Annotated in this window: 14 protein-coding genes; 6 read left to right on the forward strand and 8 right to left on the reverse strand. The window is 74.1% G+C overall.

Features of this window, described 5'->3' with window-relative positions; all coding sequences use genetic code 11:
• Positions 1–73: 73 nt before the first annotated feature.
• The gene (locus ACN261_RS18520) at positions 74–439 is read left to right on the forward strand and encodes an SCP2 sterol-binding domain-containing protein (RefSeq protein ID WP_425851248.1); all 366 of its coding nucleotides are present in this window, start codon (positions 74–76) and stop codon (positions 437–439) included.
• Entirely contained in the window at positions 436–2,502 is a 2,067-nt protein-coding gene (locus ACN261_RS18525) for a glycogen debranching N-terminal domain-containing protein (RefSeq protein ID WP_425851250.1), read from the forward strand. Before ACN261_RS18520 ends, ACN261_RS18525 begins: the two co-directional genes overlap by 4 nt.
• On the opposite strand, the gene ACN261_RS18530 is transcribed toward ACN261_RS18525, so the two are convergent.
• Complete coding sequence (locus tag ACN261_RS18530; RefSeq protein WP_421486607.1) at positions 2,464–3,186, reverse strand: Pr6Pr family membrane protein; 723 nt, start codon at positions 3,184–3,186, stop codon at positions 2,464–2,466. The two genes, ACN261_RS18525 and ACN261_RS18530, sit on opposite strands and share 39 nt — an antisense overlap.
• 149 nt (positions 3,187–3,335) lie before the next feature.
• Entirely contained in the window at positions 3,336–3,680 is a 345-nt protein-coding gene (locus ACN261_RS18535; protein ID WP_421486608.1) for a hypothetical protein, read from the reverse strand.
• A 183-nt stretch (positions 3,681–3,863) separates the two neighbouring features.
• Between ACN261_RS18535 and ACN261_RS18540 the strand changes: the two genes are divergently transcribed.
• Positions 3,864–4,325, forward strand: a complete 462-nt coding sequence (locus tag ACN261_RS18540) for a hypothetical protein (protein WP_421486609.1) — start codon at positions 3,864–3,866, stop codon at positions 4,323–4,325.
• Between the two features lie 4 nt (positions 4,326–4,329).
• Positions 4,330–5,376: a polyprenyl synthetase family protein gene (locus ACN261_RS18545; RefSeq protein WP_425851253.1), complete on the forward strand. Its 1,047-nt coding sequence runs from the start codon at positions 4,330–4,332 to the stop codon at positions 5,374–5,376.
• Positions 5,377–5,386: 10 nt separating this feature from the next.
• On the opposite strand, the gene ACN261_RS18550 is transcribed toward ACN261_RS18545, so the two are convergent.
• The gene (locus ACN261_RS18550; RefSeq protein ID WP_421486611.1) at positions 5,387–5,893 is read right to left on the reverse strand and encodes a DinB family protein; all 507 of its coding nucleotides are present in this window, start codon (positions 5,891–5,893) and stop codon (positions 5,387–5,389) included.
• A 138-nt stretch (positions 5,894–6,031) separates the two neighbouring features.
• Between ACN261_RS18550 and ACN261_RS18555 the strand changes: the two genes are divergently transcribed.
• On the forward strand, positions 6,032–6,928 hold the full coding sequence (locus ACN261_RS18555) for a DUF72 domain-containing protein (RefSeq protein WP_425851255.1): 897 nt from the start codon (positions 6,032–6,034) through the stop codon (positions 6,926–6,928).
• Between the two features lie 92 nt (positions 6,929–7,020).
• On the opposite strand, the gene ACN261_RS18560 is transcribed toward ACN261_RS18555, so the two are convergent.
• The 4 genes from ACN261_RS18560 to ACN261_RS18575 all read right to left on the reverse strand — a co-directional run bounded on the left by ACN261_RS18560 (position 7,021) and on the right by ACN261_RS18575 (position 11,351).
• Complete coding sequence (locus ACN261_RS18560; protein WP_088647384.1) at positions 7,021–7,644, reverse strand: hypothetical protein; 624 nt, start codon at positions 7,642–7,644, stop codon at positions 7,021–7,023.
• A 100-nt stretch (positions 7,645–7,744) separates the two neighbouring features.
• Entirely contained in the window at positions 7,745–8,608 is an 864-nt protein-coding gene (locus ACN261_RS18565) for an alpha/beta fold hydrolase (protein WP_425851256.1), read from the reverse strand.
• A gap of 64 nt (positions 8,609–8,672) precedes the next feature.
• The gene (locus ACN261_RS18570; protein ID WP_425851257.1) at positions 8,673–9,893 is read right to left on the reverse strand and encodes a glycosyltransferase; all 1,221 of its coding nucleotides are present in this window, start codon (positions 9,891–9,893) and stop codon (positions 8,673–8,675) included.
• A gap of 240 nt (positions 9,894–10,133) precedes the next feature.
• A complete protein-coding gene (locus ACN261_RS18575) occupies positions 10,134–11,351 on the reverse strand; it encodes a globin domain-containing protein (protein WP_425851259.1) in 1,218 nt (405 codons plus the stop codon).
• A gap of 145 nt (positions 11,352–11,496) precedes the next feature.
• Between ACN261_RS18575 and ACN261_RS18580 the strand changes: the two genes are divergently transcribed.
• On the forward strand, positions 11,497–11,949 hold the full coding sequence (locus ACN261_RS18580; RefSeq protein ID WP_421486616.1) for an RrF2 family transcriptional regulator: 453 nt from the start codon (positions 11,497–11,499) through the stop codon (positions 11,947–11,949).
• 69 nt (positions 11,950–12,018) lie between these two features.
• Here the strand turns inward: ACN261_RS18580 and ACN261_RS18585 are convergent, their stop codons facing one another.
• The gene (locus ACN261_RS18585) at positions 12,019–13,275 is read right to left on the reverse strand and encodes a hypothetical protein (RefSeq protein ID WP_425851261.1); all 1,257 of its coding nucleotides are present in this window, start codon (positions 13,273–13,275) and stop codon (positions 12,019–12,021) included.
• Positions 13,276–13,374 lie beyond the last annotated feature (99 nt).

Raw genomic sequence — 13,374 nt, forward strand, 5'->3', positions numbered from 1 at the left:
GCCTCACCCCCTCGACCGGCACGCTGACCAGGCACGTGACACGCCGTGGGGGAGGGCAGCCGTGGGGACGTCGATGGCGGATTTCCTGCAGCGGTGGGACGGGGGTCGGCGGCCCGACCTCCCGGAGACGACCAGCGGCACGCTGCGCCTGGACGCCGCCGGGGACGGGCACACCGCGCACTGGCGGCTGACCATCCGCGACCAACGCGTCGAGGTCACTCGCTCCGCCGACGAGGCCGACCTGGTCGTCCGCGCCGACCGGGAGGTCTTCGACCGGTTGGCGTCGGGCCGGACCCACCTCGCCACCGCGCTGCTGCGCAACGACCTGTCGGTACGGGGCAACATGCGGCTGCTGATGATGCTGCGGCGGATCTTCCCCGGCCCGCCCGACGCCCGGCACCCCCGGCAGATCGCCCGGGAACGGGACGGCCACCGGTGAGGGAGGAACGGGTCCACGTCGTCGCCGGCAACGCCTTCGCCGTCAGCGACGCGCACGGCGACATGGAGGTGGACCCGAGGACGCCGGTGGGACTGTTCTCCTTCGACACCCGGTTCCTGTGCCGCTGGGTGCTCACCATCGACGGGCAGCGGCTGCACGCCCTGTCCCGCGACGACATGACCTACTTCGAGACCCGGTTCTTCCTGGTCCCCGGCACGGCCAGCCACTACGTCGACGCGGACGTGTCGGTGATCCGGCACCGGTCCATCGACGACAGCTTCACCGAGCAGCTCACCGTGCTCAACCACTCCGCCGAGCCCGCCGATTTCGTGGTGCGGATGGAGGTCGGCGCGGACTTCGCCGACACCTCGGAGATCCGCAGCCCGACGCCCCGGCGGGTCACCACGGTCGCCTCCCCGTCCGACGCGGTGCTGCGGCTGCGCTACGAACGGGAGCGGTTAGCCCGGGAGGCGACGGTCTCCAGCACCGCCCCGGCCGACGTCGACGAGGGGGGCTTCACCTACCGGATCACCGTGCCGGCGCACGGGACGTGGGTCACCGACCTGCACGTCGGCATGTCCATCCGGGGTGAGGGCGGGCACGACCTGCGGGAGAGCCTGGAGTCGCACCGGATGCGGGTGCGCCACGACATGCGGCACGACCTGGTCGACTGGCTCGACCGGGCACCGCAGCTGATCAGCGAGCGGGAACGGCTGCCGGCGACGTACGAGCAGGCGCTGACGGACCTGGCCGCGCTGCGCTACGTCCCGCTGGCGTACCCGGGACGGGTGCCGGTGGGGGGTCTGCCCTGGGCGATGGCGCTCTATGGCCGGGACGCCCTGGTCACCTGCCTGATGACCCTGCCGTTCACCCCCGAGCTGGCCCCGAACACGCTGCGCATGCTCGCCCTGCTCCAGGGTGGTCGGCTCGACGACCAGCACGAGGAGGAACCCGGCAAGATCCTCGGCGAACTGCGGTACGGCGAGTCGGCCGCCTTCGACGAGCAGCCGACCGGGCTGTACTACGGCGCGGCCGACACCACCCCGCTGTTCGTGATCCTGCTCGACGAGTACGAGCGCTGGTCCGGCGACGCCGCGCTGGTCCGGCAGCTGCGCCACCCGGCCCGGATGGCGCTGGACTGGATCGACGGCTACGGCGACCTGACCGGCGACGGCTACCTGCGCTACCAGCGACGCAACACCCGCAACGGGCTGGTGAACCAGGGCTGGCGCAACTCGCCGGACGCGATCGTGGACGCCGATGGCCGGGCCCCCGCCGGGCCCAGGGCCACCTGCGAACTCCAGGGCTACGCCTACGACGCGAAGCGGCGCGGAGCCCGCCTGGCCCGGGAGTTCTGGGGCGAGCCCGAGTACGCCGACCTGCTGGAGCGGCAGGCCGACGCGCTGAAGGAACGGTTCAACCGGGACTTCTGGTTGCCCCGCCAGGAGCACTACGCGTCGGCCCTGGAGCCGGACGGCACCCCGGTGGTGGCGTTGACGTCCCAGCTCGGGCACCTGCTGTGGAGCGGGATCGTCGCCGAGGACCGGTCCGCCGCCCTCGCCGCCCATCTGGTGGGGCCGCAGCTCTTCTCCGGCTTCGGGGTCCGCACGTTCGCCGACGGGCAGTTGGCGTACAACCCGGTCGGCGCGCACCTGGGTGCGGTGTGGCCGTCGGACAACGCCCTCGTCGCGGCCGGGCTGCGGCGGTACCACCACGACGAGGAGGCCGCCCGGGTCGCCGACGGCATCTTCGCGATGGCGGACCTGGTCGGGGGATCGGTGCCGGAGGTGATCGCCGGGTATCCCCGCGCGGTCACCGGCTACCCGGTGCAGCTGCCGATGGCCGGCCGACCGCAGTCGTGGTCCGCCGGGGCCCTGCTGATGCTGCTGGGCACCCTGCTCGGGCTGCGGCCCTGCGGGGACAACCTGCTGGTGAACCCGGCCCTGCCCGACGGTTTCGGCCGGATCGAGCTGCTGGACGTGCCCGGCCGGTGGGGCCGGGCCGACGCGTACGGCCGGGACCGGTCAGCCGTCCGCCCGGGGCGTCGTCCCCGGCTGCGCTGACCGCCCGGCCGGGGGTGCCGGTCGCGCCGGGGCGTCCGGGTCGGCGGGTGGGTGGGTGACCCACCGGGACAGGGTCCGGTCGACGCCGACGAAGAGCAGGCCGAGCAGCCAGAAGGCGACGGCGAAGAAGACCGCGCTGACCGCGACGCCGTCGTAGCCGAGCTGTCCGGCGTCGATGAACGGGTACGGGTAGCGGTGCACGATCAGCCCGCGTACCAGGGCGAACCCCAGGTACGCCAGCGGGAACGCCAGCCACCAGAGGGCGTACCGGGGGCGTAGCCGGCCGCGCGGGTCGAACAGCGTCCAGTCGGCGACGGCGAGCAGCGGCACGACGGTGTGCAGGAGCTGGTTGCCCAGCGCCTCGCCCAGCGCCCGGTCGGGTTGGGTCATCGCGAACGGGCTGGCCGGGTTCGCCAGCACCAGGTGGTAGACCACGCCGGTGATGGTGACGTAGAGGGTCACCGCGCCCTTGAGCGCCGACGGCGGTTCGGGTCGACGTCGCGCGGCCTGCCAGGCGGCGTAGCCGGCGAAGAGCCCGACCGCCAGGTTGCTCTGGATGGTGAAGTACGGCAGCAGCCCGGTGACGGTGGCCGGGCCGAGGGCGGTGAGCACGATCCCGGCCAGCACACCGATCACGATCGCCAGCCGGAAGGCCACCGCCAGGCGTCGACGCCGCAGAGTCATCGGCGCAAGCTACCAGCCCCGTTGTCGCCGCCCCGGCCGTGGTCGGGCCACCGTCCGCAGGTCACGCGCCAGCGGTCGGCGGCCGACGGCCCTTCGGCCCTTCGGTCGTCGGTCGTGGGGCGTCGGTCGTGGGGCGTCGGCCCTACCGGTCATGGGTCGTGGGTCGGCGGCCGTCGGTCCTCCCGGTCACCGGTCGTGGGTGGGCGGCCGAGCCCCGGCGGGTGATCCGGCCCGGGGTGGTTGCCGTCCACCGGACTGCCCGTGTCTCCGGCCGGGTCCGCGGCCGCCCGGTCGGGGACCGGGGTGGCCCGGGTGGCCCGTGCAGCCCGGTACGCCGACATCGCCGCCGACTCCCCGGGCAGTTCGTCCCGGGCCGCTGCGGGGCGCACCGCGGTCAGCAGCGTCACCAGCGGCCGGACCGGGCCGGTCGACCCGTCGACCGCCCCGCTGAGCAGCCGCTCAGCGGTTTCCTGATCCAGGCGGTATCGGGTCATCTCGTGTCCCTCAGCGTCGGCGCGGGGTGGGACGTCACGCCGACGGGGCCGGACGTGGCCCCGGTCACACCCGAGCCGGGCGGCGGGGACGAAAACCGGGTCGGCATCCCTACAGTACGTGACCGGTCGGTATGCGCTGGTGTAAAAATCCGCTGGACAGGTCGCATCGAGGGAGGTTGGGCCATGCCCGAACGTGACACCCACCGTGACGAACGCTTCGATCAGCTCGGCGACGAGATGTCGGCCGCCGTCACCCGCGCGGCGTCGGTGCTCCAGGAGGAGCTGTCCGCCGGCATCGACAGCGCCCGCCGGCTCCAGGAGAAACTCACCGCCGACCGGCGGGTCGACCCGGCGGCCTTCGACGAGGTGGCCGGGCGGGTCCGCAGGGACACCCACGCGCTGATCGACATGGTGGTCGCCCAACTGCCGGTCACCGGCGAGCGGGGCGAGCTGACCCGCCGCTACGCCGCCGACGCCCACGACGTGCTGGACAGCCTGCTCGACCTGGCCCGGCTCACCCCGGAACTGGCCAACGGGCTGATCGACCGGGTGTCGGGCCAGGGCCCCGAACCGACCGGCCCGGTCCGCGTCGACCGGGACCCGGGAACCCCGGGGGCCGACGGCGGGCCCGGCCCGGTGTCCTGAGCCGATGACCGCACCGGGTATCGACGACCGGGTCGAGGAGGTGCTGGACCGCTACCGGGCGCGGACCATGGCGACCCTGCTGGCCCAGCTGCCCACCGGCGGCCCCCGCTACCTCTACGACCTGGTCGCCGACTATCCCCGCCGCTCCGGCAAGGGGCTGCGGGCGGCGCTCTGTCTGGCCGCGTGCCGGCTCGCCGGAGACGGCGACGAACCGGACGAGGCGGCGGTCAACGTGGCCACCACCGTCGAGTTGTTCCACAACGCCTTCCTCATCCACGACGACATCCAGGACGGCAGCGAGCAGCGGCGCGGCGCACCGACCCTGCCCGCCGCGTACGGCGTCGGCGTGGCGCTCAACGTCGGCAACATGACCAACCTGCTCGCCCTGGACCGGCTGCTGGCCAACCGGGACGGCCTCGGCTCCGGCACTGCCTGGCAACTGGTCGAACAGACCCGGCTGATGCTGCGCCACTCGCTGGAGGGCCAGGCCATCGAGATCGGCTGGATCAGGGACAACGCCTGCGACCTCACCCCCGACGACTACTACCGGATGTGCCTGAAGAAGACCTCCTGGTACACCTGCATCTACCCGTGCCGCACCGGGGTGCTGGCGGCCGGCGGCGGTCGGCTGCGCACCGACCGGCTGGACCGCTACGGCTGGTACCTCGGCGCGGCCTTCCAGATCACCGACGACGTGCTGAACCTGGTGGGGGAGTACGCCGCCTACGGCAAGGAGATCGCCGGTGACCTGTGGGAGGGCAAGCGCACCCTGATCCTCATCGACTTCCTCGCCCGCTGCACCGCCGGGGAACGGGAACGGACGGTGGCCTTCCTCGGCACCCCCCGCGCCCACCGGACGGCGGCCGACGTGCGCTGGCTGCACCGCCGGCTGACGGCGTACGACAGTGTGGAGGTGGCCCGACGCAGCGCCCGGGAACTGGCCGACGCGGCGCTGGCCGAGGGACGTGCCGTGCTCGGCGACCGGGCCGGCACCGAGGACGGCCGGTTCCTGCTCGGCCTGACCCGTTTCGTCGTCGACCGCCCACGGTGACCGGCCGGGCTCAGCCCATCGTCTTCGCGCCGTCGATGGACTCGCGGATGATGTCGGCATGCCCGCAGTGCTGGGCGGTCTCGGCGATCACGTGCAGCACCGTGCGGCGCACCGACCAGCTCGCCCCCGGCTCGAACCAGGGCGCCTCCGGCAACGGGTGGACCGTGTCCAGGTCGAGGGTGGCGACCAGCTCGTCGGTGCGGGCCGCCGTCTCGGCGTACCGGGCGAGCAGGTCGGTCAGGGTGTCGTCGTCGGTCATCCGGAACATGCCGGCCCAGTCGACCGGCTCGCTCTCCATCGCCTCGGCCCCGCCGGCCATGAACCGCGCCCACCGGTGCTCCACCAGGGTCACGTGTTTGATCAGGCCGCCCAGGCACAGCTCGCTGACGGTGCTGCGGGCCGCCGCCTGCTCGTCGGTCAACCCGCGCACGGTGTGCCGCAGAAAGCCGCGGTGCTGGCCGAGGGACTGCAACAGGTCGGCCTTCTCGCCGGTGAGCACCCGCTCCGAAGTGGTCATCCGCCACCCTCCGTGGTCGATGTCGTCGAGGGTCACGCTAGGGCCACCCCCCGACACTTCCCGCCCGCCACACCGCGCGTCCGACCGCGTCCGCCCCTGCGGTTGCCGATCCGGCCGCCGGACGGTGGACTGGACCACATGGGAACGATCAGGGTGGGAACGTCGTCCTGGGCGGATCAGACGCTGCTGCGCGCCGGCTGGTATCCCCGGTCGGTGCGGACCCCGGCCCAGCGGCTGGGCTGGTACGCCGGGCGGTTCGGGCTGGTCGAGGTGGACACCTCGTACTACGCCATTCCGGTGCCGGAGACCACCGGCGGCTGGGCGGCGGCCACCCCGCCGGGCTTCACCTTCGACGTCAAGGCGTTCAGCCTCTTCACCGGACACCCGACACCGGTGCAGGTGCTGCCGAGGGACCTGCGACCGGCCACCGGCCCGTCCCGGGTCCGCCGCCGCGACCTGCCCGAGGCGACGTACGACGAGTTGTGGACCCGGTTCCGGGCGGCGCTGGCACCGCTCGCGGCGGCTGACCGGCTCGGCGCGGTGCTGTTGCAGTTCCCGCCGTGGCTGGTGCGGGGGGAGGGTGCCCGACGGCGGATCGCGGAACTGGCCGACCGGTGCCGGCCCTGGCGGGTCGCCGTGGAACTGCGCCACGGGTCCTGGTTCGACGGTGCGGCGGCGGCCGAGACGGTGACCTTCCTGCGCGACCACGACCTCAGCCTGGTCTGCGTCGACATGCCGCAGGGGCACCCGTCCTCGGTGCCCCCGATCATGATCGGTACCGCCGAGCCGGTGCTGGTACGGATGCACGGCCACAGCGCCCACTGGGAACACGGCAGCAAGGAGGACCGGTTCCGGTACGCCTACGCCGACGACGAACTACGCCGTTGGGCCGACCTGCTCACCGACCTGGCCGACCGGTCCGGGGAGCTGCACGTGCTGTTCAACAACTGCTGCGCGGGGCAGGCCCAACGCGACGCCGCCCGGCTGGCCGAACTGCTCGGGGTCGCTCCCACGACGGCAGCCGTCGGCCACTGACCGCGCCGGTACGGGCCACTGACCGCGCCGGTACGGGGCCCGCCGTCCGCGTTGACGGCGACCCCCGTACCGGCCGGTCCCGGGCCCGCCGGTCAGCCGGCCATCGCCATCCGCCGCCGGGCCCCCGTCGCGGCCAGCCGGCCCATCGTCATCGGCGCGCCCATCAGACCACCGGCGCGCCCGAGCATCCCCCGGAACACCTGGCCCGGCTTCTGCTGCTCACCCATGTACGCGGTGACCACCACCAACGCCCCGGTCAACGCGGGAATGGTCCACTGCAGGACCTTCATCTGCCGCTGCCGGTGCGCCACCTCGGCGGGTGTCTGGTAGTTGGGCTCGGTGGTCCCCGACACCGGCGGGTTACCGGCGTTCTGCAACTTCATACCCACCAACCGGCTGTACCCGGTGACCGCGAGCGCGCCGACGGTCAGCGCCGTCTTCACCGCGCTCATCCGGCCCACCCCGGACTGGGCCATCATCCGGGGGCTCTCGGTGGCCAGCTCACCCACCGCGCCGGCCAGGTGCGCGCCGATCGCCGCCGCGTTGACCGGCGTCCACCGCGACCAGCCGGCCGAGGCCACCGGAAGCCGTTGGGTCGAGTCGCTGATCCGTGCCGCCGCTCCGTTCACGCCCAGCGCCCCCATCAGGGAGCCACCGAACCAGGCCGCCAGGCCGAGATCGTGCATCGAGCGCAGTGCGGTGTGTCGTTCCGACATCTGATCCCCCTCCACCGTGTTCGGGCGCAGCGGCATACCCGTCCCGACGGGGGCTACGCGCCCGGGTGGCGGCGGACCGGTGCGGGACCGGACACCGGGGTCAGCGGCGGGGCAGACCGGCCGCGAAGTCGGCCACCCGGCGGCTCAGCGGCAGGCCGGCCCGGACCCAGCGGAAGTGGTCCAACGGGGCCCCGGCCTCGGCTGCCGTGTACCGGTGCCGGATGACCGGCGCGGCGGTGAGCTTGGTGCAGAGGTGGTCGACGATCGGGTGCGGGGTGTACTGGTCGTCGTCGACGCTGACCGCGAGCACCGGTAGGGTCAGCCGGCCCACCGCCGCGTCGCCGTCCACCCCGTCGAGGGTGGGGAAGCGGCCGGTGCGGGCGGTGCGCGCCCAGTCCCGGATCACCCCGCGCGCCTGCCGGCCGCCGAACCCCCAGCCCGGCCAGACCCCGAGCGTCCCGGCGACCGCCGCGATCCCCTGGCTGTACGGCAGCACGCCATACCGGCGCAGGCCCGGGTAGCCGCGCCAGTACGGCATACCGACGGCGAGCAGGGCCAGGCCGTCGACCTGGTCGACACCGTGCAGGGCGAGGTGCAGCAGGGCCGCCTGCCCACCGAGGGAGTGCCCGAGCAGCAGCGTCGGCCGGCCGTCCCGCCGGGACTTGAGCGCGTCGAGGACCGCGCCGACGTCGGCGGCCAGTTCGCGGTAGCCGTACCGGCAGGCCCGCGACGGCGGGGGCGTGCTGGCCCCGGTGCCGCGCAGGTCGGCGACGACCACGGCCAGGCCGGCGGCGCGCAGCGCGGCGGCGAACGGGCGGTAGTAGCGGGCGCGTACCCCCATCGCCGGGCAGATCAGCACCACCGGCGCGGCGGAGGTGCCGGCGGGCTCCGGATAGACCTGGATGCCGATCCGGGCCCCGTCGACGTCGACGAACTCCTGCGTGTACTCCGCGTCCCCGCTCACCAGCCCATCCTACCGGCCGGTAATAAGTGGCCCGCGCCCCGCCCGGGTGGGCCGTCGCGGCCGGTCAGGCCGCCGCCGGAGCGAGCCGGCCGACCCCGCTGACCGCGGCGTAGACGCCGCCGAGCTGCTCGGCCCAGTGCCGGAAGGAGTAGCGCACCCGCACCCGGTCCAACGCCGCCGTGGCGTACGCGAAGCGGCGGACCCGGTCGGCGAGCAGCCGGCGGACCGCGGCACCCAGCGCCCGGGGGTCGCGCGGCGGCACCAGATCCCCGGTCAGCCCGTCGACCACACTGTCGGTGATCCCGCCGACCGCCGTGCCGACCACCGGGACGCCGCACGCCATCGCCTCCAGCGGGCTACGGCCGAACGGCTCGTACCACGGGGCGGCGACCAGGACGTCGGCCGAGCGGTACCAGGCCGCCAACTCCTCGCGGGGCACCGCGCCGACCAGCCGGACCCGGTCGGCGACACCACAGGACCCGGCGAGCGCGGTCAACCGGCGGGCGACGTCGTCGGTCGCCAGCGACCCGGCCGGCGGTCCGCCGACCACCACGTACTCGGCCCCGGGCACCCCGGGCAGCGCCCGCACGACGTCCTGCACGCCCCGGCGGTCGTGCAGCGGCCCCACGGTGAGCAGTCGGGGCCGGTCCGGATCGCGCGGTACGGTCGGCCCGGTCGGGGCGAACAGCCGCTCGTCCACCCCCGAGGGCACCAGCGCCAGCTTCGCCCGGGGCACCCCGAGCCGGACCAGTTCCCCCAGTTCGTCGTGCGACTGGACGACGACCCGGTCGACGGCCCGCCCGAGCGCCCGCTCGTAGCCGATCCTCCCCCGGCCGACCGGCTCCCGGCCCCCCGGGCGGCGTCGGTACGTGCTGCTGCCCAGGTCGTGGTACGTCAACACCACAGGCGTGTCGGTACGCCGGCCGGCGTGCACGGCCGCCAGACCGCTCAGCCAGAAGTGGGCGTGCGTCACGTCCGGCCGCCAGCCGGCCTGCTGCCAGTGCGCGGCCAGCCAGCGACCGAACTCGCCCACGTGGGGCAGGAGTTCGTCGGCCGGCACCGGCCGGGCGGGACCGGCGGGCACGTGCCACACCTGGTACCCCGCGTCGGTCGGCACCGTGTCGGGCAGCGTGGCGTCGTCCCGCCGGGTGTAGACCCGCACCTCGTGGCCCTCGGCGGCCAGCGCCGCCGCCTGCTCGGCGACGTGGAGGTGCAGCCCCACGGCATCCTGTCCGCCGGGGACGGCGAGCGGGCTGGCGTGCCCCGAGACCATCGCGATGCGCATGCTTCCTCCTCCGTGATCCGGTCACCGGCGAGGCGGAATCCGGTGCGGGGGCTTCCGGCCGGCGTCATCACCCGGTCCCGCGCACCGGGCGCGTGACAGGCACCCGGCCGCCCTCGCGGCGTCGGTGCCCGGACGTCACGCGCCGCCCGGTATGCCGAACCAGTTGCCCAGCGCGGAGGCGGTAAACATCAACTTTGCGTGCCCGTCCGAACGCCCTGCGTGCCCCGCGACCGGCCGTGCTCAGCCCACCTCGGGCAGCATCCCCGGCCCGAACACCTCGTAGGCGATCCGCTCCACCGGCACCCCCCGGCGCAGCAGGCCGCCGCGGACCCGGTTCATGAACGGCAACGGACCGCACAGGTGCACGTGCGCGTCGGGGGAGAGCGGGATCAGCTCCGGGTCGATCCGGCCCCGGCTCACCTCGGCCGGCAGCGTCGGGCCGTCGTCGCCGGAGATCTCCTCGTACCACAGCCGCAGCCGCAGCCGGGGCAGCCGGGTGTGCAGCTCGACCAGGTCGGCCCGGTGGGCGTGGGCGGCACCGTCCCGGTCGGCGTGGGCCAGCACCACCGGCCGGTCCGGCGCGGTCGCCGCCAGGTGGGCCAGCGCCGACATCGCCGGGGTGAGCCCGATCCCGGCACTGACCAGCAACAGCGGCCCCTGGCCCGCCACCGCGCTCACCTCGCCGAAGGGTGGGCTCAGCCGCAGCACGTCGCCGGGGCCGACGTGGTCGTGCAGGAAACCGGAGACCAGCCCGTCCGGGGCGCCCGCCGTGCCGCGTACCCGCTTGACGGTGATCCGCCAGTGGTCGTCGTCGGGACGGCCGGAGAGGCTGTACTGCCGGATCTGCCGGCCGCGTCCGCCGTCGAGGTCCACCGCGACCGAGACGTACTGGCCGGGGACGAAGCCCGGCACCGGACCGCCGTCGACCGGGACGAGGGTGACCGAGACGACGTCGGTGGCCTGCGGCGTGACCCCGGTGACCCGCCAGTCGCGCCAGACCACCCCGCCGTGGGGCAGCCCGGTGGCCGCGTACAGCCGGGCCTCCCGGGCCACCAGCTCGCAGGCCATCAGCCAGTACACCTCGTCCCAGGCGGCGGCGACCTGCGGGGTGACCGCCGCCCCCAGCACCTCGCCGATGGCGGCCATCAGGTGCCTGCCCACCAGCGGGTACTGGCCGGCGGCGATGCCCAGCGAGGCGTGCTTGTGCGCGATGCGCTCCAGCACCGCCGTCCATCCGGTCGCGTCCTCGCCGGTGAGGTGCCCGGCGTACGCGACGACCGACGCGGCCAGCGCCGCCTGCTGCCGGCCGGTCGCCTGGTTGCCCCGGTTGAACAGGTTCAGCAGTTCCGGATGGGCGGCGAACATCCGGGCGTAGAACCGGCCGGTGATCCGGTCGGCGTGGGCCCGGACCACGGGCAGGGTGGCGGTGACGACGGCGGCTGACGACTCCGAGAGCACGGCTCCTCCTCCAGATGGGTACCGGAGACCACTCAAACAGGAATTCGAAAGTCCTCTTAGGGTCGAAAGTCCCGGGCCTGTCGGCGCGCCGGTCACCGCCGCCCGGCCCCTGTCCGCCACCAGGGGCGCTGGCTAGGGTCGGATCGTGAAGCTCAACCTGTCGACGGACATGGCCCTGCGGATCGCCATGCTCACCGCCCCCGCGTCGACCCGCACCACCGTCGACGAGTTGGCCGAACGGCTGGACCTGCCCCGCAGCCACGTGGCCAAGGTGGTCCAGCGGCTCCAGCGCATCGGGGTGCTGTTCACCGTCCGGGGCCGCTCCGGCGGGGTGGCGTTCGCCGAGGGAGCCGAACGGATCACCGTCGGCCGCGTCGTGCGCGCCTTCGAGGGGGAGGGGGAGGTGGTCTCCTGCGAGGAGACCGGCTGCGCCCTGCGTGCCGGCTGCCGCCTGCGGGTCCAGCTCCGCCGCGCCCAGGCCGCCTTCCTCGCCGTACTCGACGAGATGCCCCTGGCGGAACTGGCCGACGGCCCGGCGGCGGCCCTGCTGCTCACCCCCGCGCCCGGCCCGGGGGCCCGTACCCCGGCGGAGAGCTGACCGGGACCGGCGGGCCCGGACCGGTCGGCCGGCGGGGCGACCCGGACGGTCACCCCACCGGCCGCCGGTTCAGCTGACCTGGACCGTCCCGTCCGGCGAGCGGACGCAGGAGACCGCACGGGCGCCGGTCGACGCCGCGCCGGTCAGGCACCGGCCCAGCACCTGGTGCCCGGCCGCGCTCGGGTGCCAGGACTCCTGGCAGGTCTGGAAGTACGTCCCGCAGGTGTTGGCGATCCGCTGGATGTCCAGCTTGTCGTAGCCGGACAGGCTGGTCACGAAGACCCCCGAGGTGCCGTCCTGGAGCCGGATCGGGGTGGCCAGCGCGTTGCCGGGGCTGCCCGCCGACTCGCACAGCCGGGCGCCGTCGAAGGCCCGCTGCACGTTGAGGTAGACCAGGTCGGCGGCGGGGAACTCGGCGGACAGCGTGTTGCGGACCGAGCTGACCAGGGTGCCCAGGCCCTGCGAGAAGCGCTGGCCGGGGGCGAGACTGGCCCGGTGGATCGGGCAACCGGCGGCGTACCGCTCGGCTCCCAGGTCACGGAACTTGTCCCGGGTGTCGTCCCGGCTGTCCTCCTCCCAGTAGGTCGAGGCCAGCTCCGGCGGCAGCGGGTTGGTGTAGTCCTGGAAGACGATCCGGTGCTGGCCGTCGGCGTCGATCTGGTCCAGCGTGGTCAGGATCTGCCGGACCGCCGCCGTGGTCTCCGCCGTCGCGGCGGCGACCTGGGCGGAGGTGGCCAGGTCGGCGTCCGAGCAGGGCTTCTGCTCCACCGGCCCGCCCAGGTACGCCCAGAATTCCCACCACCCGGTCCAGGCGTCGGCGATGAACCGGTTCGCGCACTTCTCGGCGACGGTGCCGAAGGTGAACGAGCTGTTGTTCGAGCCGAGGCCGACCAGCACCAGGTCGATGTCGTGGGTCTGCCCGACCGCGCGCAACTGGTCGAGCTGGGCGGCGACCTGACGGCCCTTGGCCCGGCTGGCCGACGCGTTGGCGATGTCGTACGGCTGGCCGCCGGAGCAGGCCAGGTTGAACCGGGCGGAGATGCCGGGCAGGTCCGCCTTGAACAGCGAGGCGTTGGGTGATCGGTGGCAGAAGTAGGCGTTGTTGTTCGGTGCCGACCAGCCCGGGAACGGCTGGGCGACCCCGTTGACGTCGGTCACCGCCGAGTACGCCCCGGCACCCTCGCCGCTGATGAAGCTGTCGCCGAGGGCGACGGCGGCGGTGGGCAGCGCGGCGGCGGCCGGTGCGGCGGAGCCGACGGCGACCGGCAGGGCGGCCGTGGCGACGGTGAGCAGCGCCGCGAGGGCGCTACGGTGGAACCTGGACATGACGTCCCCCATCTGTCCATGGAAATGTGAAAGATCCTTCCGGGCCGGATCAGATCACTTGGCGAGATGGACGTCAATGCCTCTTAACACGATCGTCCC

The organism is Micromonospora sp. WMMD723, assembly GCF_049863385.1.
Taxonomy (GTDB): Bacteria; Actinomycetota; Actinomycetes; order Mycobacteriales; family Micromonosporaceae; genus Micromonospora; species Micromonospora wenchangensis.

What these genes read in the sequence shown, in the direction of transcription:
- ACN261_RS18520 (WP_425851248.1), top strand. Translation starts at nt 74, where the DNA reads ATGGCGGATTTCCTGCAGCGGTGGGACGGGGGTCGGCGGCCCGACCTC.
- ACN261_RS18530 (WP_421486607.1), bottom strand. Translation starts at nt 3,186, where the DNA reads ATGACTCTGCGGCGTCGACGCCTGGCGGTGGCCTTCCGGCTGGCGATC.
- ACN261_RS18535 (WP_421486608.1), bottom strand. Translation starts at nt 3,680, where the DNA reads ATGACCCGATACCGCCTGGATCAGGAAACCGCTGAGCGGCTGCTCAGC.
- ACN261_RS18540 (WP_421486609.1), top strand. Translation starts at nt 3,864, where the DNA reads ATGCCCGAACGTGACACCCACCGTGACGAACGCTTCGATCAGCTCGGC.
- ACN261_RS18545 (WP_425851253.1), top strand. Translation starts at nt 4,330, where the DNA reads ATGACCGCACCGGGTATCGACGACCGGGTCGAGGAGGTGCTGGACCGC.
- ACN261_RS18550 (WP_421486611.1), bottom strand. Translation starts at nt 5,893, where the DNA reads ATGACCACTTCGGAGCGGGTGCTCACCGGCGAGAAGGCCGACCTGTTG.
- ACN261_RS18555 (WP_425851255.1), top strand. Translation starts at nt 6,032, where the DNA reads ATGGGAACGATCAGGGTGGGAACGTCGTCCTGGGCGGATCAGACGCTG.
- ACN261_RS18560 (WP_088647384.1), bottom strand. Translation starts at nt 7,644, where the DNA reads ATGTCGGAACGACACACCGCACTGCGCTCGATGCACGATCTCGGCCTG.
- ACN261_RS18570 (WP_425851257.1), bottom strand. Translation starts at nt 9,893, where the DNA reads ATGCGCATCGCGATGGTCTCGGGGCACGCCAGCCCGCTCGCCGTCCCC.
- ACN261_RS18585 (WP_425851261.1), bottom strand. Translation starts at nt 13,275, where the DNA reads ATGTCCAGGTTCCACCGTAGCGCCCTCGCGGCGCTGCTCACCGTCGCC.